At 68.8% G+C, this 17,918-nt stretch carries 18 protein-coding genes; 9 read left to right on the top strand and 9 right to left on the bottom strand.

Annotation, left to right across the window (positions count from 1 at the left end; genetic code table 11):
* The first annotated feature begins 41 nt into the window (after positions 1 to 41).
* The 4 genes from DX03_RS05680 (at position 42) to rnfB (ending at position 4,324) form a co-directional block, all read left to right on the top strand.
* Positions 42 to 485, top strand: a complete 444-nt coding sequence (locus tag DX03_RS05680) for a DUF2147 domain-containing protein (RefSeq protein WP_038687075.1) — start codon at positions 42 to 44, stop codon at positions 483 to 485.
* A 662-nt stretch (positions 486 to 1,147) separates the two neighbouring features.
* Positions 1,148 to 3,220, top strand: coding sequence for a methionine--tRNA ligase (gene metG / locus DX03_RS05675; protein WP_038687073.1), 2,073 nt, complete (start codon positions 1,148 to 1,150; stop codon positions 3,218 to 3,220).
* Positions 3,221 to 3,283: 63 nt separating this feature from the next.
* Positions 3,284 to 3,874 carry an HAD family hydrolase gene (locus DX03_RS05670; protein WP_038687071.1) on the top strand — a complete coding sequence of 197 codons (591 nt, stop codon included), beginning with the start codon at positions 3,284 to 3,286 and terminating at the stop codon, positions 3,872 to 3,874.
* Positions 3,875 to 3,898: 24 nt separating this feature from the next.
* Positions 3,899 to 4,324: an Rnf electron transport complex subunit RnfB gene (gene rnfB, locus DX03_RS05665; protein ID WP_051598750.1), complete on the top strand. Its 426-nt coding sequence runs from the start codon at positions 3,899 to 3,901 to the stop codon at positions 4,322 to 4,324.
* A 232-nt stretch (positions 4,325 to 4,556) separates the two neighbouring features.
* Here the strand turns inward: rnfB and DX03_RS05660 are convergent, their stop codons facing one another.
* On the bottom strand, positions 4,557 to 4,904 hold the full coding sequence (locus tag DX03_RS05660) for a RidA family protein (RefSeq protein WP_038687069.1): 348 nt from the start codon (positions 4,902 to 4,904) through the stop codon (positions 4,557 to 4,559).
* A 193-nt stretch (positions 4,905 to 5,097) separates the two neighbouring features.
* Here DX03_RS05660 and mprF point away from each other — a divergent pair, with 193 nt between their 5' ends.
* The gene (gene mprF / locus DX03_RS05655) at positions 5,098 to 7,656 is read left to right on the top strand and encodes a bifunctional lysylphosphatidylglycerol flippase/synthetase MprF (RefSeq protein WP_038687067.1); all 2,559 of its coding nucleotides are present in this window, start codon (positions 5,098 to 5,100) and stop codon (positions 7,654 to 7,656) included.
* Positions 7,657 to 8,143: 487 nt separating this feature from the next.
* On the opposite strand, the gene DX03_RS05650 is transcribed toward mprF, so the two are convergent.
* The 4 genes from DX03_RS05650 to DX03_RS05635 all read right to left on the bottom strand — a co-directional run bounded on the left by DX03_RS05650 (position 8,144) and on the right by DX03_RS05635 (position 11,071).
* On the bottom strand, positions 8,144 to 9,487 hold the full coding sequence (locus DX03_RS05650; RefSeq protein WP_038687065.1) for a virulence factor family protein: 1,344 nt from the start codon (positions 9,485 to 9,487) through the stop codon (positions 8,144 to 8,146).
* Between the two features lie 87 nt (positions 9,488 to 9,574).
* On the bottom strand, positions 9,575 to 10,216 hold the full coding sequence (locus DX03_RS05645; RefSeq protein ID WP_051598749.1) for a DUF998 domain-containing protein: 642 nt from the start codon (positions 10,214 to 10,216) through the stop codon (positions 9,575 to 9,577).
* Between the two features lie 12 nt (positions 10,217 to 10,228).
* Positions 10,229 to 10,414 carry an oxidoreductase-like domain-containing protein gene (locus tag DX03_RS05640; protein ID WP_038687064.1) on the bottom strand — a complete coding sequence of 62 codons (186 nt, stop codon included), beginning with the start codon at positions 10,412 to 10,414 and terminating at the stop codon, positions 10,229 to 10,231.
* A 57-nt stretch (positions 10,415 to 10,471) separates the two neighbouring features.
* The gene (locus DX03_RS05635; protein ID WP_038687062.1) at positions 10,472 to 11,071 is read right to left on the bottom strand and encodes an HD domain-containing protein; all 600 of its coding nucleotides are present in this window, start codon (positions 11,069 to 11,071) and stop codon (positions 10,472 to 10,474) included.
* 232 nt (positions 11,072 to 11,303) lie between these two features.
* Between DX03_RS05635 and DX03_RS05630 the strand changes: the two genes are divergently transcribed.
* A complete protein-coding gene (locus tag DX03_RS05630; RefSeq protein ID WP_038687060.1) occupies positions 11,304 to 12,443 on the top strand; it encodes a tetratricopeptide repeat protein in 1,140 nt (379 codons plus the stop codon).
* A 7-nt stretch (positions 12,444 to 12,450) separates the two neighbouring features.
* On the opposite strand, the gene DX03_RS05625 is transcribed toward DX03_RS05630, so the two are convergent.
* The gene (locus tag DX03_RS05625) at positions 12,451 to 12,786 is read right to left on the bottom strand and encodes a zinc ribbon domain-containing protein YjdM (protein WP_038687058.1); all 336 of its coding nucleotides are present in this window, start codon (positions 12,784 to 12,786) and stop codon (positions 12,451 to 12,453) included.
* A gap of 115 nt (positions 12,787 to 12,901) precedes the next feature.
* Between DX03_RS05625 and DX03_RS05620 the strand changes: the two genes are divergently transcribed.
* The 3 genes from DX03_RS05620 to DX03_RS05610 all read left to right on the top strand — a co-directional run bounded on the left by DX03_RS05620 (position 12,902) and on the right by DX03_RS05610 (position 15,797).
* Entirely contained in the window at positions 12,902 to 14,263 is a 1,362-nt protein-coding gene (locus tag DX03_RS05620; protein ID WP_038687057.1) for an Hsp70 family protein, read from the top strand.
* A 1,043-nt stretch (positions 14,264 to 15,306) separates the two neighbouring features.
* A complete protein-coding gene (locus DX03_RS05615; protein WP_081797314.1) occupies positions 15,307 to 15,606 on the top strand; it encodes a YkgJ family cysteine cluster protein in 300 nt (99 codons plus the stop codon).
* A gap of 11 nt (positions 15,607 to 15,617) precedes the next feature.
* Complete coding sequence (locus DX03_RS05610) at positions 15,618 to 15,797, top strand: hypothetical protein (protein WP_038687055.1); 180 nt, start codon at positions 15,618 to 15,620, stop codon at positions 15,795 to 15,797.
* Positions 15,798 to 15,842: 45 nt separating this feature from the next.
* Here the strand turns inward: DX03_RS05610 and DX03_RS05605 are convergent, their stop codons facing one another.
* The 3 genes from DX03_RS05605 to DX03_RS05595 are packed head-to-tail and all read right to left on the bottom strand — an operon-like array spanning position 15,843 to position 17,837.
* Positions 15,843 to 16,727, bottom strand: a complete 885-nt coding sequence (locus tag DX03_RS05605; RefSeq protein ID WP_038687053.1) for a DUF4097 family beta strand repeat-containing protein — start codon at positions 16,725 to 16,727, stop codon at positions 15,843 to 15,845.
* Positions 16,728 to 16,740: 13 nt separating this feature from the next.
* Positions 16,741 to 17,256 (bottom strand): hypothetical protein, encoded by a 516-nt coding sequence (locus DX03_RS05600; RefSeq protein WP_038687051.1) that lies wholly within the window; start codon positions 17,254 to 17,256, stop codon positions 16,741 to 16,743.
* A complete protein-coding gene (locus DX03_RS05595; RefSeq protein ID WP_038687049.1) occupies positions 17,253 to 17,837 on the bottom strand; it encodes an RNA polymerase sigma factor in 585 nt (194 codons plus the stop codon). The genes DX03_RS05600 and DX03_RS05595 overlap by 4 nt, the downstream gene beginning before the upstream one ends.
* Between the last annotated feature and the right edge of the window lie 81 nt (positions 17,838 to 17,918).

The following is a 17,918-nucleotide window of genomic DNA, read 5'->3' as shown; positions in this document are numbered from 1 at the left end:
GGCACTGCGCCGGCCTTCACCGACATCCCTGGGAGGGGAACATGCGCAAGACTTTCAAGACCCTGTTGCTGGCGCTGCCGCTGATGCTGGCCGCGATGTCGGCCAGCGCCGCCGACGGTGCGGTTGGCCGCTGGAAGACCATCGACGACAAGACCGGCAAGGTGAAGTCGATCGTGGAGATCACCCAGGCCGCCAACGGCGCGCTGACCGGCAAGGTCGTGGACATCCTGCATTCGGACAAGGGCCCCAACCCGGTCTGCGACGGCTGCGAAGGCGCCAACAAGAACAAGCCGGTCAAGGGCATGACCATCCTGTGGAACCTGAAGGCCGACGGCGCCAACGCCTGGTCCGGCGGCACCATCCTGGACCCGGCCAACGGCAAGACCTACAAGTCCAAGGTCAAGCTCCAGACCGGCGGCGCCAAGCTCGACGTCTCCGGCTGCATCGCCTTCATCTGCCGCTCCCAGACATGGGTGCGGGAGTAATTTGGCGCTGTTTGTCTAGTCATTTCAATGGTGTGGTCGAGGCGGGTTAACCCCCACCGGGACACGCCGTGAACCCATCCATGGGGGCTCGTCCACGGCATCCATGCCGTGGACGGTCCCGGTGGGGGTTAACCCGCCTCGCCCTCCAGGCATGTGCATCGCCGGTTGGGAGGAAGAAGAAGGCCGAAGCGGCTGCGCCGCTTCGGCCTTTTGCATTTCTACTCTTCCCCACACCCCGAACCAAACCGCTCTGTCTCCGGCTTCGGCACGCAGAAGCTCCTTTCGGTTCGGTTCGGTTCGGTTCGGTTCGGTTCGGTTCGATCGGCCCGGTTCGCTTCGCTTGGTCTTCGGCCTCTGCCCCTGCCCCCGCCTTTCCCATGCACACCAGCCAACTGTGGAAGGGCTGGGGTGGGTGAGGATGCGGGGCCCTCCACCGCATGGATGCGGTGGCGGAGCTTACACGGACGTACTTGCAGCGTGCCCCGCGGCCTCACCCACCCCAGCCCTCCCCCAGCAGACCGGTCAACAGGCCTCGGCTTCGGCTGTGGCTTCGGCTGTGGCTGTGGCTGTGGCTCTGGCTCCGGCTTCGAAAAAAAAGCCCGCCGCAGGCGCCCACCCCCTCCATGCGATAATCCCCGGTCCCCAAGGCAACAACGCAGACCATGACCCGCACCGCTCTAGTCACCACCGCACTGCCCTACGCCAACGGCCCCCTGCACCTGGGCCACCTGGTCGGCTACATCCAGGCGGACATCTGGGTGCGTGCGCGTCGAATGAGCGGCGGCAAAACCTGGTTCGTCTGCGCCGATGACACCCATGGCACCCCGATCATGCTCGCCGCCGAAAAGGCCGGCGTCACCCCGGAAGCCTTCATCGCCAACATCCAGGCCAGCCACGAGCGCGACTTTGCCGCCTTCGGCGTCGCGTTCGATCATTACGACTCGACCAACTCGGCCGCCAACAAAGCGCTCACCGAAGCCTTCTACCTCAAGCTTGAGGCCGAAGGCCACATCGCGCGCCGCTCCGTGGCCCAGTTCTACGATCCTGCCAAGGGCATGTTCCTGCCCGACCGCTACATCAAGGGCATCTGCCCGGTCTGCAGCAGCCCGGACCAGTACGGCGACAACTGCGAAGTGTGCGGCGCCACCTACGCCCCCACCGAACTGAAGGACCCGCGCTCGGTCATCTCCGGGGCCACCCCGGAAATGCGCGACTCCGAACACTTCTTCTTCGAAGTCGGCCACTTCGACGCCTTCCTGCGCGAGTGGCTCGCCGGCGACGTCGCCCTGCCCGGCGTCAAGGCCAAACTCGGCGAATGGCTCAATGCCGACGGCGGCCTGCGCGCCTGGGACATCTCCCGCGATGCCCCCTACTTCGGCTTTGAAATCCCCGGCCAGCCCGGCAAGTACTTCTACGTCTGGCTGGATGCCCCGATCGGCTACCTGTCCAGCTTCAAGACCCTGTGCGACAAGAACGGCGAAGACTTCGACGCCCACCTGCGCGCCGGCACCAGCACCGAACTGCACCATTTCATCGGCAAGGACATCGTCAACTTCCACGGTCTGTTCTGGCCGGCCGTCCTGCACGGCACCGGCCACCGCGCGCCCACCCGCCTGCACGTCAACGGCTACCTGATGGTCGACGGCGCCAAGATGTCCAAGTCGCGCGGCACCTTCGTCATGGCCCGCACCTACCTCGACGTCGGCCTGGAAGCCGAGGCCCTGCGCTACTACTTCGCCGCCAAGTCCGGCGGCGGCGTCGAAGACCTCGATCTGAACCTGAGCGACTTCACCGCGCGCGTCAACGCTGATCTGGTGGGCAAGTTCGTCAACCTGGCCAGCCGCTGCGCCGGCTTCATCAGCAAGCGCTTCGACGGCCGCCTGGCCGACAGCCTGCCCGATGCCGCCCAGTACGACCGCTTCGTCGCCGCCCTCGCCCCCATCCGGGAGGCATACGAGCGCAACGACCCGGCCGCCGCCGTGCGCCTGACCATGACCCTGGCCGACGAAGCCAACCGCTACATCGACGACCAGAAACCGTGGGTGATCGCCAAGCAGGAGGGCGCCGACGCGCAGCTGCAGGCCGTCTGCACCCAGGGCCTGAACCTGTTCCGCGTGCTGGTCACCGCGCTCAAGCCGATCCTGCCGGCCACCGCCGCCCAGGCCGACGCGTTCCTGGCCGCCCCCGTGCAGGACTGGACCGACGTCGCCCGCCCGCTCACCGCGCACACCATTGCCGTGTATGCCCCGCTGTTCACCCGGATTGACCCGAAAATGATCGACGCCATGACCGACGCCTCCAAGGACACCCTCGCCGCTGCCGCCCCGGCTGCCCCGGCCAAGCCCGCCAAGCCTGCTGCCGCACCGGCACCGGCGGTGCCCGCCGCACCTGCCGACGGCCCGGCCTACATCGGCATCGACGACTTCGCCAAGCTCGACCTGCGCATCGGCAAGGTGCTGGTCTGCGAATGCGTGGACGGCTCGGACAAGCTGCTGCGCTTCGAACTGGATGCCGGCGACCTCGGCAAGCGCCAGATCTTCTCCGGTATCCGCGCCAGCTACGGCGAACCGGAGAAGCTGGTCGGCCGCAGCGTGGTCTTCATCGCCAACCTGGCCCCGCGCAAGATGCGTTTCGGCCTGAGCGAAGGCATGATCCTGTCGGCTGGCTTCGACGGCGGCGACCTGGCCCTGCTCGACGCCGACAGCAGCGCCCAGCCCGGCATGCCGGTACGCTGATCGCATCCGGGGGCGGCGCTGCCGCCGTCCCCGCCTGCTGGCCTGCACGGACGGAGGTGCGGTTTGGAACTGGCGTTGTTCGATTTCGACCACACGGTCACCACCTGCGACACCTACGGCCGCTTCCTGCGCCGCGTGGCCACCCCTGAGCAACTGGCCCAGGCCTGGTGGAAAGTGGGTCCGTGGCTGCTGGCCTACCGGCTCAAGCTGATCTCGGCCGCACGGATCCGCGCCCGCGTTACCCGGCTGACCTTCAGCAACCGCCACAGCGAGGACATCGCCACCCAGGCCGTCGGCTATGCCCGCGACGTGCTGCCCGGCGTGGTGCGCCCGCAGATGCTCGAACAGATCCGCTGGCACCTGCAACAACGACACACCGTGGTGATCGTGTCCGGCTCGCTGGACCTGTACCTGCGGCCGTGGTGCGAATCGCTGGGGCTGGGCCTGATCTGCAACCGCCTGGAAAGCCACGACGGCCGCCTGACCGGGCGCTATGCCGACGGCGACTGTGGCCCGCGCAAGGTCGAACACATCCGCCAACGCTACGACCTGTCACGCTTCCAGCGCATCCACGCCTACGGCGACAGCCGCGAAGACCGGCCCATGCTGGCGCTCGCCCACGACCGCTGGTATCGCGGCAAACCCCTTACATAACGCCCCGCGCAGCCGACGCCACGCATGCCCAGCACCACCGCCAGTTTGATCGAACGCCTCGACCGCCTGTTGCCGCAAACCCAATGCGGCCAGTGCGGCTATGACGGCTGCTACCCGTATGCGCAAGCCATGGCCCGTGGCGAGGCCGGCGTCGACCACTGCCCACCGGGCGGTGACGATGGCGCCCGTGCGCTGGCCCATGTGCTGGGCGTGCCGGCGCTGCCGTTCGACCGCAGCCGCGGCGCGCACAAACCCGCGCAGGTCGCGCTGATCATCGAAGCCGACTGCATCGGCTGCACCAAATGCATCCAGGCCTGCCCGGTGGACGCCATCGTGGGCGGTGCCAAGTACATGCACACCGTCCTGCCCGACCTGTGCACCGGCTGCGAGCTGTGCATACCCCCGTGCCCGGTGGATTGCATCGCATTGATCGCAGCGCCCGCCCGGTAACGCCGGACGTTGATCGCGGCACCTGTCCCGTAGCGCCGGACGTTGATCGCGGCCCCCGCCCCGTAACCCCGGACGTTGATCGCGGCACACGCCCGTAGCGCCGGGCTCTGCCCGGCTGCCGTTGAATTTGCATGTCTGGCGAGCAGCCGGGCAGAGCCCGGCTCTACTGGCTGCTGTTGAATCTGCATGGCCGGCGAGCAGCCGGGAAGAGCCCGGCTCTACATGCTGCTGTTTACGGCAACGCAGCGGTAATCACGATCTCCACCTTCCAGCTCGGGTCGGCCAGCTTGGCTTCCACCGTCGCGCGCGCCGGGGTCATGCCCGCCACCACCCACTCGTCCCACGCGGCGTTCATGCCGGCGAAGTCGTTGATGTCGGCAAGGAACACTTCCGCACGCAGCACGTGCTGCTTGTCGCTGGCCACCAGGGCCAACAGCTTGTCGATCTCTTCCAGTACCTGCCGGGTCTGGCCGGTGATGTCCTGGCTGGTGTCTTCCGGGATCTGCCCGGACAGATAGGCAACCTTGTTGTGCACGGTCATTTCAGACATGCGCGGACCGACGTCGAAACGTTCCAACATGGCGATGGCTCCTCTGGGTGATGGGCCATTGTCACCGATGCGGTGTGAGCCTGTCCTTGCCCTGGATCATTGCCGCCACGGCAGGCACAGCGCACACCCTTGGCAAGCGTGCGCATCAGGCGCACGATGCGCGCGCACCACCGCGCCGCCTGTCTTGACTCTTTCATCGCCCGCCCCGGAGCACGCTTCACCGATGACCGAAACAACCCCTGCTCCCGCACCGGCCCGCCTCGCCTGGCGCCGTGCCGCCACCGTCATCTTCAGCCTGGCGATCCTGGCGCTGGCCCTGCGCGGGCTGGCCAGCGAATTCGACGAACATGGCTACCGTGCCATCCGCGAGGCCTTCCGCCATCTCGGCGCGGGGCAGATTGCACTGACCGTGGTGCTGGGCCTGGCCAGCTACGCCTGCCTGATCGGTTTTGATGCCATCGGCCTGCGCCGCAGTGGCAAGCGCCTGCATCCGGCGCGCGTGGGCATCACCGCCTTCCTGGCGCACACACTGGGCCAGACCCTGGGCTTTGCCGCCCTCACCGGCGGTGCGGTACGGCTGCGCGGCTACGGCGGCGCCGGGTTGAGCCTGGGCGAGATTGGCCAGGTGGTGCTGATGAGCACGCTCGGCTTCGTGTTCGGTGCCTGGCTGCTGCTCGCCCTGGCCTTCGTGCTGGAACCCGGCGCGGCAGCGCTGGCGTTGCCGGTATCGGTGCAGGCGGTGCGCGTGGCCGGCATCGTCGGCCTGCTTGGCTATGCCGCCACGCTGCTGCTGGTCGGCCGCGACGGGCGCAGTTTCAGCATCCGCGGCCACGCCCTGTGGCTGCCCGACCGCCGCACCATGCTCTGGGTCACCGCGCTGAGCGTGGTCGAACTGGTGCTGGCCAGCGCCGCGTTCTACGTGCTGCTGCCGATGGACACCCCGACCGGTCTGCCCGGCTTTGTCGGCCTGTACCTGGTGGCGGTGCTGGCCGGGCTGATTTCCAGCGTGCCGGCGGGTCTGGGCGTGTTCGAGTGGAGCTTGCTCAAGCTGTTGCCGCAGGTGGCACCGGCCGCCGTGCTGGCCGCGGCGCTGATCTACCGTGTCACCTACTACGTGCTGCCGCTGCTGCTGGCCACGCTGCTGGCGCTGGGCCCGGCCCTGCGCAAGCCGCTGCGGGTCGGCGCCGGGGCCACCCGCGCCGGCTGGACCGCGCTGCGCCCGTGGCTGCCGCAGATCATCGCGCTGGCGGTGTTCAGCGTGGGCGCGGCGCTGGTGATCGACGGCACCCTGCCCACGCCGCGCCGGCACCTGCTCAACGCCTCGCTGCCGATCCTGGAAACTTCGCACCTGCTCGGCAGCCTCGCCGGCGTGGCGCTGCTGCTGATCGGCCAGGGCCTGCAGCGGCGCAGCCACGCCGCGTGGATGCTGGCGCTGGGCATCTGCGTGATCGCGCCGCTGCCGATCTGGCTGCGCGGCGGCCAGGTGCTGATCGCGCTGTCGGCGCTGCTGGTGGCCATGGCGCTGTGGGCCTCGCGTCGCGAGTTCTACCGCCAGGGCGCGCTGCTGGACGAAGCCTGGTCATGGCCGTGGATCCGCAACCTTGGCCTGGTGCTGGTGGCGGTGATCTGGCTGTTGTTCTTCGTCTACAGCCACGTGGAATACCAGAACGAGCTGTGGTGGCAGTTCGCCCTGCAAGGCAATGCGCCGCGCGCCCTGCGTGCGCTGCTGGTGGTGGCCATCGCGCTCACCATCTTCGGCCTGGCGCGGCTGCTGCACAGCACCCGCAGCCCGCTGCCGCCGGCCGACACGCCCACGCTGGATGCGCTTGCGCCGATCCTGCTCGCCGCCGAAGACACCCAGGCCTGCCTGGTGCTGACCGCCGACAAGGCGGTGCTGCGTGATGCCGACCAGCGCGGCTTTGTGATGATGCAGCGCTACGGCGGTTCGCTGATTGCCATGGGCGACCCGGTGGGACCGCCGGACGTGGCGCGTGGGCTGATCTGGCGCTTCCGCGAGGAAGCCGACCGGCTCGGCCTGCGCCCGGTGTTCTACCAGGTTGGCGAGGCCTACTGGCAGACCTACCTCGACCTGGGGCTGACCCTGGTCAAACTGGGCGAGGAGGCGATGGTGCCGCTGCAGGATTTCGGCCTGGAAGGACGCGAGCGCGCCGACCTGCGCCAGGCCTGGAACCGCGGCAAGCGCGGCGGCCTGAGCTTCCGCGTGGCTGCACCGGCAGAGGTGCCGGCGCTGCTGCCGGCACTGGCCGCCATTTCGCAACAGTGGCTGGACGACAAGGCCGGCGACGAAAAGGGCTTCTCGCTGGGCAGCTTCGATCCGGACTATCTGGTGCGCTTCCCGGTCGCGCTGGTGGAGGCTGAAGGCCGCATCGTGGCGTTCGCCAATCTGTGGCAGGCACCGGCCGGGCATGAACTGTCGGTGGACCTGATGCGGCACGTCGACGACGCGCCCAAGGGCACCATGGATTTCCTGTTCATCGAGTTGTTCCTGTGGGGCCGCGAACACGGCTTCCACCGCTTCTCGCTGGGCATGGCGCCGCTGTCCGGGCTGGCCCAGCACCGGCTGGCCGGCCGCTGGAACCGCTTTGCCAACATCGTGGCCCGCCACGGGGAACGCTTCTACGGGTTCAGCGGGCTGCGCCGCTTCAAGTCCAAGTTCGCCCCGCAATGGCGCGCGCGTTACCTGGCCGCACCGGGCGGCGTGCATTTGCCTGCGGCGCTGCTCGATGCCACCCGGCTGATCTCGCTGGACCCGCGCCGGTAAAACCCACCATTGGTCGGCTGCTTGGATGCGTGGCGTTACGGCAGCCGACCAACGGTCGGCTCTACCCGCGCGGCGTTACGGTAGCCGACCAACGGTCGGCTCTACCCGCACGGCGTGACGGCAGCCGACCAACGGTCGGCTCTACCCTCCAGCAGCGTCTGCGCCAAGCGGCGTGGAATTCGTCGTCGGCGTTCTTGCCGACCGACATCAAGCCGATCATCGCCACGCCCTACACCCGGCGGATGGCGCTGGACCCGAGCCGGTAGAGCCGACCGTTGGTCGGCTGCTCTGATGCGCGGCGCTACAGCAGCCGACCAACAGTCGGCTCTACCTGCGCGGCGTTACGGTTGCCGACCAACGGTCGGCTCTACCTGCGCAGCGTTACGGCAGCCGACCAACGGTCGGCTCTACCTGCGCAGCGTTACGGCAGCCGACCAACGGTCGGCTCTACCTGTGCGGTGTTACGGCAGCCGACCAACGGTCGGCTCTACCGGGCGGGGAGGTGGTCCAGCAGCGTCTGCGCGAGGCGGTCGTAGTCGCCCTTGAAATGGTGGTCGCCCGGCAGCTTGATCACCTGCGCGTTGCCCGTCGGCAGCGACGGGCACAGTGCGTCGTCGTCATCTTCGCCATACAGGCACAGCGTCTTGCCCGCCGGCAGCTTGGCGATCTCCGGCGCAATCGGGATGCCGCCGCCGCCACCGCCCAGCCAGTTGCTGACGTGGAACTCGTAGTCGGCGTTCTTGCCGACCGACATCAAGCCGATCATCGCCACGTTGGCGCGCGTGGCCGGGGACAGCTGGTTGATCGCCGCGGGGAGCACGTCGGCGCCCTGCGAGAACCCGACCAGCACCACCCGCTTGCGCTGCCATTGCTGGCTGTAGTGGCTGGCAATGCGCTCCAGGTCGCGCGCGAAGCCTTCCGGGGTGCGTGCCGTCCAGAAGTAGCGCAGCGAATCCACGCCGACCACCGGCACCCCCGCCTCGCCCAGCGCCGCCGCCACTTCCTTGTCCAGTCCGGCCCAGCCACCGTCGCCGGACACGAAGATGGCGAACGTGTCGCCAGGCTTGCTGGCAGGCACCTCGACCACGGGCAGGCCCTTGAGCGCATCCGGCGGCGGCGCCAGGCTCACGCTCTTCTGCGCCCCGACTACCTGCGCGGCCGCCAACAGCCCCGGCAGGTCGTCACCGTCGGCGGTGCGCTGGAAATCACGCCCCGTCGCCACCTTGCGCACGAATGCGGCCGCGTTGCCGGCGGTGCAATGGTTCTCGCCCGCCGCGTTCAACCACGGAAAATTGAGCTCGGCCGGTTGCAGCCGGCCATGGCTGCTGCCCGCACCGCAGACCTTGCGCTCGCGCGCGTGGTCGGGGCAGAAGCCGGTGGTCAGCAGGCCGGCGAATACCTGCGTATCGGCCTGCGCGGCCACCGCGTAGGCCAGCTCGGCCCCTTCGCCATCACCGCCGATCAGCGGCAGGTGGTAGCCGGGTACGTGCAGGTAGGCCTGGAACCAGCGCGAGAAATTCTCCACGTCACCGGCGCCAAATGCGCAGGTGCCACTGCCTTCCTTGGCCAGTACCTGGCGCAGCCGGGCCACGTCCACTTGGGCCACCAGCGCGCCCTGTGCGCGCAGGGCGTCGATGCGCCCGCGGCTGCGCTCACGCTCGTGGCCGCCGTCGAACCACACCACCACCCGCTGCGGGTGGCCGTCGGGCAGGTACACCGGCACCTGCTGGAACCGCCCATGGCTGACCTGTTGCGGGGTCGCGGCTGCTGCCATCGACACCCAGCCCCCGATCACCAGACCCAGAACCTTCCCCCACCCGGCTCGCCGCATCGTTACGCATCCCAAAAGAGTCCTCGCCACGATACGCCGGTCCCCCGGCAACGGCATGTACACAGACTGGCTGCAACTTCGCGCCGCTCAACCGGCCCGGCGGCGCGCGTGCCGCCACTGGCGCAGCGCCACCGCCAGCAGCCACACCACCACGGCGGCAATCACCAGCTTCTGCCCCGCCCCGCGCGGCGGCCCCCGCCACAGCACGTGCAGCCACAGCAGCACGAAGCAGCCCCAGGCCCACCACCAGGCCGGGGCCGCCCAGCGCGACCACAGCGGGTCGGCGCGCAGGTACCAGCTCTGCAGCAGCATGGCCACGCTCACGCACAGGAACGCGGTGTTGGCCGCCACCGCGTGCACCAGCGGCGCCAGCAGCGGGGCGAGCGCCGGCAACCAGCTGTCGCCGATCGCCACGCCCATCAGGCCCAGCCCGGCCACGCAGAACAACAGCGGTGCGGCACTGCTGCGCCGGGGCGAACGGCTGCCGGCGTGCAGCGACCAGGCGAGCAGCATGATCGCCATCGCCAGCACGCAGTACGCGCTGCGCAACGCCAGCCCGCCCGGGCCGTGCAGGTAGAGGCTGAGCGTGGCCTGCACCCAGTCCAGATCCTGGCGTGCCCATTGGAGCCACAGCGCGGTGGCGGCAAACACACTCAGCGCCGCCACCGCCGCCAGCGCGGCATGGCCGTGCCGGGGCGATACACCGTGTGCAGCAGGCGCAATGGTCATCCGGCCGCCCGCTCAGTCGGTAGCGTCGGGGTGGCGCACCCGCCACGCCGCCAGCGCGGCCCGGTAGCGCTGCAGCTCGTCGCTGTACAGATCCAGCACGCACAGCGGGCAGCCACTGCCACAGCACTCGTTGGGGCCGGGCTCTTCGGGCGGCTGCGGACGCGGGTCGGGATCAGGGAAAACGGCAGGCAGGGACATGGGCGGACGGGACGTGGTGGTGGGAGAACGAGGGCGCCGGACCGGCGCCCGCCGCCATTATCCGATGCGGCGGCGCAGGTTGGCGCGCGCGGCGGCATCCAGCCGCGCATGGAAGAACGCACTCAGGAAAATGCGCGGCTTGAGCAGCAGCTGCTTGAGGAAGCGGCGCCGGTTGAGTCGGAACAGGAACCCGGGCACGTGGCCGGCGTACTCCTCGGCGATGCCCTGGTCATAGGCGTCGAACACCGCGGCCGGCGCCCCCAGGATGGCCATGTCGCAGTCCAGGAACAGGGCCGCCTCCGCATCGATGTCGGCTGCCCCCAACGCGCCGTGGCGGGCCGTCAGTTCGATCAGCTGCACCACCCGGGCCACGTCGATGCCGGCGTCAGGCAGCCAGCGCTGGATCGCCTCGCGCGCCATCACCGCCGAGCGCGCCTCGTTGTCACTGCGCCCGGCGTCGTAGATCGCGTCGTGGTACAGCGCGGCCAACTGCACCTCGCGCGGGTGCTCCCAGCCCGGCCCGTCGGCCACCGCGCGGCAGTGCTGCAGCACCGCCTGCACGTGCGAGAAATTGTGGTACGCCCGCGCCGGCATCGCGTAGGCGGCTTCAAGGTCGGCCTGCATGGCCGCTGGCAAGGTCATCGGTTCAAAGCGCATGGGCCAACAGTGGCGTTCCTGCCAGCGGCTGGCAAGCAGGCGCCGCTGGCAGTTTTTTGACCACCCATCGCGAAGGCCCGCCGCACGGCGCGTGCACCGGCTTATCCACAGGTTTGCCCATGGCTGGTCCACACCGACTGTGGATGGCGATCGCGCCGACGGACGGCACCCCGGCCGCCTCGCGCAGGCCTAGACTGAAGTCGGCAACGACCGTCCCCGCGAGGTGAGCGACATGTCCGCCTGGAGAATGCTGTGTGTGCTGGCCCTGCTGTCGGCGCTGCCCGCGCTGCCGGCCGCCGCCGCTGCGCCGGTCCCCGCGCCCGCACCGTGGACCGCCGCCCCCCCGCCGACGCCTGAACAGATCCTGGCGATACCGCCGGAGCTGCAGGCACTGCTGAAACAGCGGGTGATCGCCCCGGTCTACTCACGCGAGCAGCGCGTACAGCGGCTGGTGCACATGATCTTCGACGAAGACGCCATGCACCTGTCCTACGACCCGTATGCCACCCAGACCCTGACCGAAACCTGGCAGAACCGGCGTGCCAACTGCCTGTCCTTCACCTTGATGTTCGTGACGCTGGCGCGCGCGGCCGGCATCGATGCGCGCGTGCAGGAGGTGGCCCAGGTGGTCACCTGGTATGAAGACCAGGGCGCCATCTACAACATCGGGCACGTCAACGCCGGGGTGAACCTGGACGGCCGCATCGCCCTGGTAGACCTGGACCGCAACGTGCTCTACGACCGCTACGGCCCGCAGCAGATCGACCAGCCGCGTGCCTTGGCGCACTTCTACAACAACCGCGGCGCCATGCGCATGAGCGAGGGCGACCTGGTGCAGGCACGCGCCTACTTCCAGGCCGCGCTGGCGCAGGACCCGGCATTCGTGGCGGGCTGGAACAACCTTGGCGTGCTGGATGCGCGCAGCGGCAACCTGGCCGATGCCGAGCGCGATTACCGCACCGCGCTGCGGCTCAAGCCGCGCAATGCCGCCAGCCTGACCAACGCCAGCGCGCTGTACCGCCGCATGGGCGACACCCGCCAGGCCGGCCTGCTCGCCCGACGCCTGCAGCAGGTGCAGCGCAGCGATCCGTTCGTGCAGTTCCGCCTCGGCAACGAGGCCGAGCAGCGCCGCGACTATGCCGACGCGATCCGTGCCTACCGGCGCGCGATCAGCCTGTACGGCACCGCGCACCAGTTCCATTTCGGGCTGGCCCGCGCCTACTTCCTGGCCGGCGACAACCGTCGCGCCTCGGTGGAAATGTCCAAGGCGCGCGACCTGGCTGGCACCAACGCCGATTTCCTCAAGGCGCAGTACCAGGCCAAACTGGACACCCTGCACCGCCTGCGGCAAGGCACCGCGGCGGTCAACTGAGCCCGGCTCAGGCCTTCTTGAGGAAGCAGGTCTTCAACACCAGGCCCTTGATCTTGTCCGAGTTGCCTTCGATATGCTCGGCGTCGTCTTCGACCAGGCGGATGTTGCGGATCACCGTACCCTGCTTGAGCGGGATGGAGGAGCCTTTCACCTTCAGGTCCTTGATCACGGTGACGGTGTCGCCCCCGGCCAGCACGTTGCCGTTGCTGTCGCGCACCACCACGCCCCCGGCGCTGGCTTCGGCGGCGGTCCACTCATGCCCGCAGTCGGCGCAGATCCACAGCGCGCCATCGGCGTAGGTGTTTTCCAGGGTGCATTGCGGGCAGGCGGGAGCGGTAGACATGGTGAAGCCTTCGAAAACTGAACAACCCCTATTGTAACCGCCCGCCTTCCGGCCCTTGCACCGCTGGCCCGCTTGCCGCACAGTGCGCGCCCCCTGACCTCCGGCCCGGCCCCGCATGAAAATCGGCATCGACTTTGGTACCAGCAACTCCGCCGCCGCCGCGGTGGTGGACGGGAGGGTCGTGCCGATCCAGTTCGGCCAGGCCGAGCAGTTCCGCACGACGGTGTATTTCCCGGAAGTGATGCGCGACCCGAACGACTTCGAGCTGACCCCGGCGCTGGAACACGAGCTGGCCCGGCTGATCGACGCCGCCGCGCGCGATGCACGTGCGGCCGGCCAGGAACGCGCCCACGACGCCCTGCGCCGCGAAGCGCTGCGCGTGGTGCGCCGGCAGTGGATGGAAGAGCAGATGCGCGCGCCGCTGACCTCGACCAAGCTGCTGCAGAACGCGGTGTATGGCGATGAGGCGCTGGAAGCCTATTTCGAAGAGAACGAGGGCAACCTGGTGCAGAGCCCGAAGTCGATGCTGGGCTACAACCTGCATCCGCGCGCGCGCCAGACCATCACCGGCATCGCCACCCACATCCTGGAACACATCCGCCTGACCGCTTCGCGCCAGCTGGACCGCCCGGTCCGCACGGCCACGCTGGGGCGCCCGGTGCAGTTCCGCAGTTCGATCGGCGCGGCGGGCAACGACCAGGCGCTGGAGATCCTGCACAGCGCGGCGATCGCGGCGGGCTTTGACGATGTGGATTTCCTTGAGGAGCCGGCCGCGGCGGCGATGCATTACCACGCCGAAAGTGCCCAGGAGCACGAGGCCATCGTGGTGGACATCGGCGGCGGTACGACCGATATCGCGCACGCGCGGGTGGGTGGGCAGCACGCCCCGAAGATCCACCGCGCGTGGGGTATTGCGCGCGGTGGTACGGATATCGATCTGGCGTTGAGCCTGGGCGCGTACATGCCGTTGTTCGGCCGCGGCGTGAGCCGGGTGCCGGCGCACCACTATGTGGAAGCGGCGATGGTGCAGGACATGACCCGCCAGCGCGATTTCCGCCAGCACACCTATCGCGATGCGGAAGCGCCGTGGGGCAAGCGGTTGCAGGCGCTGCAGGACACGGGCAACACGGCGCGGCTGTACCGTGAGGTGGAGCAGTGCAAAATCGCGCTGAGCAGCGCGGTGGCGCATGAGAGTGCGCTGGATTTCATCGAGCGCGGGATGGCGGTGCAGGTGGAACGCGCGCGGCTGGAAGCGGCGGCGGGCAACTACCTGGCCGAGCTGACGACGCTGTTGGAGCAGGTGCGCGCGGACATCGGCCACGACCCGGCCGCGGTGTTCCTGACCGGCGGGATGTCGCGCGCGGGGTACCTGCAGGACGCCGTGGCGGCAGCATTCCCGGGCGCAACCCTGATCCGCGGCAACCCCTCCTTCGGCGTAGTCCACGGGTTGGCATGGGCGGCTGCGGAACAGCGGTGAATCTACGGCGGGGCTGACGGCCTTCTGATTTGGGCGGGGTGGGTGAGGTTGCGGGGCACGCTGCAAGTACGTCCCTGTAAGCTCCGCCACCGCATCCATGCGGTGGAGGGCCCCGCAACCTCACCCACCCCGCCCCTCGATAGTTGGCCGGTGCGCATGCAAAAAGCACCGCAGCTTTTTTTGGGGGGGGAGGATGCCGAGCGTAGCTCGGCACTTTCGAAGCGACGGCAACTGCAACGGCAACGGCCACCGCAAAAGCCACTGCAAAAGCCAAGGCAACAGCTACAGGCGCGCCCACTCCCGCTGCCCTTGCCACTCCCGCTGCCCTTGCCACGCCCACACCCGAACCCACACCTAGACCGCAGCCGCAGCCGCAGCCGCAGCCACGCTACAGATCGATTTGCGTGCCCAGCCCGCCAGCCAAAACGGCTTATCTGCCGTTGCTCCCGCTATTCCCTTGCGCACCGACCTAGTGTGTAGGTGCGTCGTGTGTGGGTTGGCAGGGCCCTCCACCGCATGGATGCGGTGGCGGAGCTTACAGGGACGTACTTGCAGCGTGCCCTGCCAACCCACACACGACGCGCCCCACCCAGGACCACGGAGCCCAAGGCTTTCGGCTTCGGCTTCGGCTTCGGCCTCGGCTTCGGCTCTGGCTTTGGACCTGGACCTGGACCTGGCTCTGGACGTTGCCCTTCGCTCTTGAATTCCACCCCTCCCACCCCCATCAAAGGGAAGGCAAGGAAGGCGCAAAGCCAGGCCCCGCAAGGGTTTCGCCCCAGCACCCGCGAGCATTAACAAAACGTTACGCCAAAAGCGCTATCATCTTTCGGCGTCAATGCGCAATGCGCACGTCGTCCCGGGCCTAGTACAGGCCACCGTCCTTCTCGATGCTGCCGCCTTGGACATGTCCCGGGCGCCGGGATCGCTTTTACGCTGTGATCCGGCTCGTTCCCAGCATGTAGCGCCCTGAGCCGCCAAGAGATATCCGATTGGGCGAACGCCTGGTTGTACCAGCCCCAGTTACCGCTGCCGAACCCGACCCCATCGACTGCCGCCGTTGTGACGCGGTCTGTTGCCGGATGTCGGTGACCGTCATGCCCGACGACAACGTACCCAGCTACCTGCTGGATACCGACGAAGCCGGCCGCACCGTCATGGCGCGCAACGACGAAGGCTGGTGCGCCGCCATCGACCCCTATCACCTGCGCTGCACCATCTACTCGCAGCGTCCCGCCATCTGCCGCCAGTTTGACATGGGCGGCGATGACTGCCGCCTTGTGCGGCAGGACTACCGTCGACAACAGCACGATCTGTCGACGCTTTTTCCCTCGTTCCAACCATGACAGGAGCATCCATGGCTCGTACGCCAAAGACCTCCCCCAAGGCAGGCAACACCGTTCGCGTCGACCGTAAGCAGGGTTCCAGCACGGCCGTCAACAGCACCAGCATCGCAGCCGACCTGGCCGCGTTCCGCAAGGGCGGTGGCAAGATCGAAGTGCTTGGCAACACCTTGGCACTGAAGAAAACCGGCTGACCTGCAGCCGTCCGCACCGGCCCCGTGCCGGTGCGGGGGCCGCATTCAACGCCCGCCCAGCCCCACCCGCACGCTGCCCGAATGGGCATTGATCGCGATGTCGCCGTCGCCGCCCCCCAGTTTTGCATCCAGACTCCGGCCCGGCCCGTACCGCGGCCGCTCCACCGTGCCCGAATCGGACTGGATGTCGCCACTGAACGTCTTCACGCTCAGCTGCGCCGACACCGACCGCGGCAACTGCAGCCCGATCGACCCGCTCACCGTCTGCAACGTCACCTTGCCGCCCGGCGCCAACCCGGCCGCCGCCACCGTCACGCTGCCCGACACCGCTTCAGCCGACAGCCGCTGCACCCGGCCCGCGTCCACCTTGATGCTGCCCGACACCGTCTCCAGCGCCACCTCGCCCGACGCACCGCCGCCGGCCTGGATCCCGCCGCTGACCGCCCGCAGGTCCAGCCGCGGCGTCTGCACCTGTGAACGGATCCCACCGCTGACCGTGGTCAACGCCGTCTCACCGCTGCGCCCGGCGGCCGAAATGCCGCCGCTCACCGCATTGGCCTGCAACCGCCGCACGTCCACGTCGGCCACATCGATGTCTGCGCTGACCGTCCCCAGTTGTACTTCCACCGCACGCGGCACCCGCAGTTCCAGCGTTGCGCCGCCGTTGCTCCGACCGCGCGGATAGACCACCTCCCATCGCACCCGGTTGGCGCTGCGGTCCTGCTTGAGCGTCAGCCCATCGGCCATCGAACCGGTCAGCGCGACCTCGTTGCGGTCCCAGCCGCGCACACTGACCTTGCCGGCGATGTTGCTCACTTCCACGCGCCCGCCCGCTCCCAGCGGGGCGCGCTCATCGACACGGGTGGCCGCCTGCGCCGCCAACGGCAGCAGCAGGGCCAGGGCTGCGATCAGACGCAATGAATGGTGCATGGTGGTGTCTCCTTCAGGATGGCAGGCCAGCGGCCATCACGGCCTGCTGGGTAAGTTCAAGGCGCAGCGCGTAGGTGCGCTGCAGTTGCCCGAGCAGAACGCGCGAGCGGGGGTTTTCACTGAGGGCGGCGCGGATATGGTCGGCACTGCTGTCCAGCTCGCGCAGCGCCGGCTGCCATTCGCCCCCCACCTGGGCGGTGGGCAGGGTCGCCATCGCCTGCTGGTACTCGGCCACCATCGCCTCGGCCTGGCGCTGCACAAGCGTCGGCGGCGGGGTCTGCGGCACCGGTGTCGGCACCACCATCAGCAGGCCCAGTGCGGCGGCCATGCCCAGGCCAACCCGCAGCGGCCAGCGTCGGCGCCGGGCCAACACGGTCACGGCGGCCGGTGCCGGCGCGGGCATCGGCATGGCCGGCAACTGCGCGGCAATGCCCTGCCATACCCGTGCCGGCGGCAGCCGCTCGGCCGGCAGCGCGCGCAACCGCGCCTGCAGCTCATCGGAATTGTCGGGGTGGTTCATGTCGTTCATGCGGTTTCTCCCAGGCGTGCGCGCAACAGTCCGCGTGCACGGTGCAACTGCGCCTTCGAACTGCCCACAGCCATCTGCAGCTGCTCGGCGATCTCGTGGTGTTTCCAGCCTTCTATGTCATGCAGCACCAGCACCGCACGGGCGCGCGGCGGCAGGGTTTCCAGCGCGCGCTCCAGGTCCAGCGTGGTGCCCGCGCAGCGGTCCACCGCCACCAGCGTGGCCAGGCTGTCGTGCCCTTCCTCGCCGGCATCGGTCAGCTGCCAGTGCGCACTGGCGCGCAGTTCCATCAGCGCCGCGTTCACCCCCAGCCGGTGCAGCCAGGTGGCCAGGCTGCTGTCGAAACGGAACCCCGGCAACGCCTTCCATGCCTGCAGGAATGCGTCCTGCAGGGCATCCTCGGCGCGTGCGGCGTGGCCGCCACACAACCGCCACAGCACGGCGTAGATGCGCGGCGAATGGCGTCGGTAGATCTGTTCGTAGGCGGCCATGTTGCCCGCGACCGCGGCGCGGACCAGGGCGTGGTCGTCGGCGGGATCGGCCTCGGTCGGGGCACGGGATGCGGGCATGGTGGCGTTGAGCATATCCGTTGGATGCGGGGTCCAGCGAAAAGGTTTAAACCGGTTGCCGCGATGTTCGCCGGTGCCGGTTCTAAACCTTTTGGC

Origin of the sequence: Stenotrophomonas rhizophila, from assembly GCF_000661955.1 — a bacterium.
In the GTDB taxonomy this organism is placed as follows: domain Bacteria; phylum Pseudomonadota; class Gammaproteobacteria; order Xanthomonadales; family Xanthomonadaceae; genus Stenotrophomonas; species Stenotrophomonas rhizophila.
The sequence above is the reverse complement of the archived record's forward strand: the minus strand, read 5'-3'. Positions and strand labels throughout refer to the sequence as shown.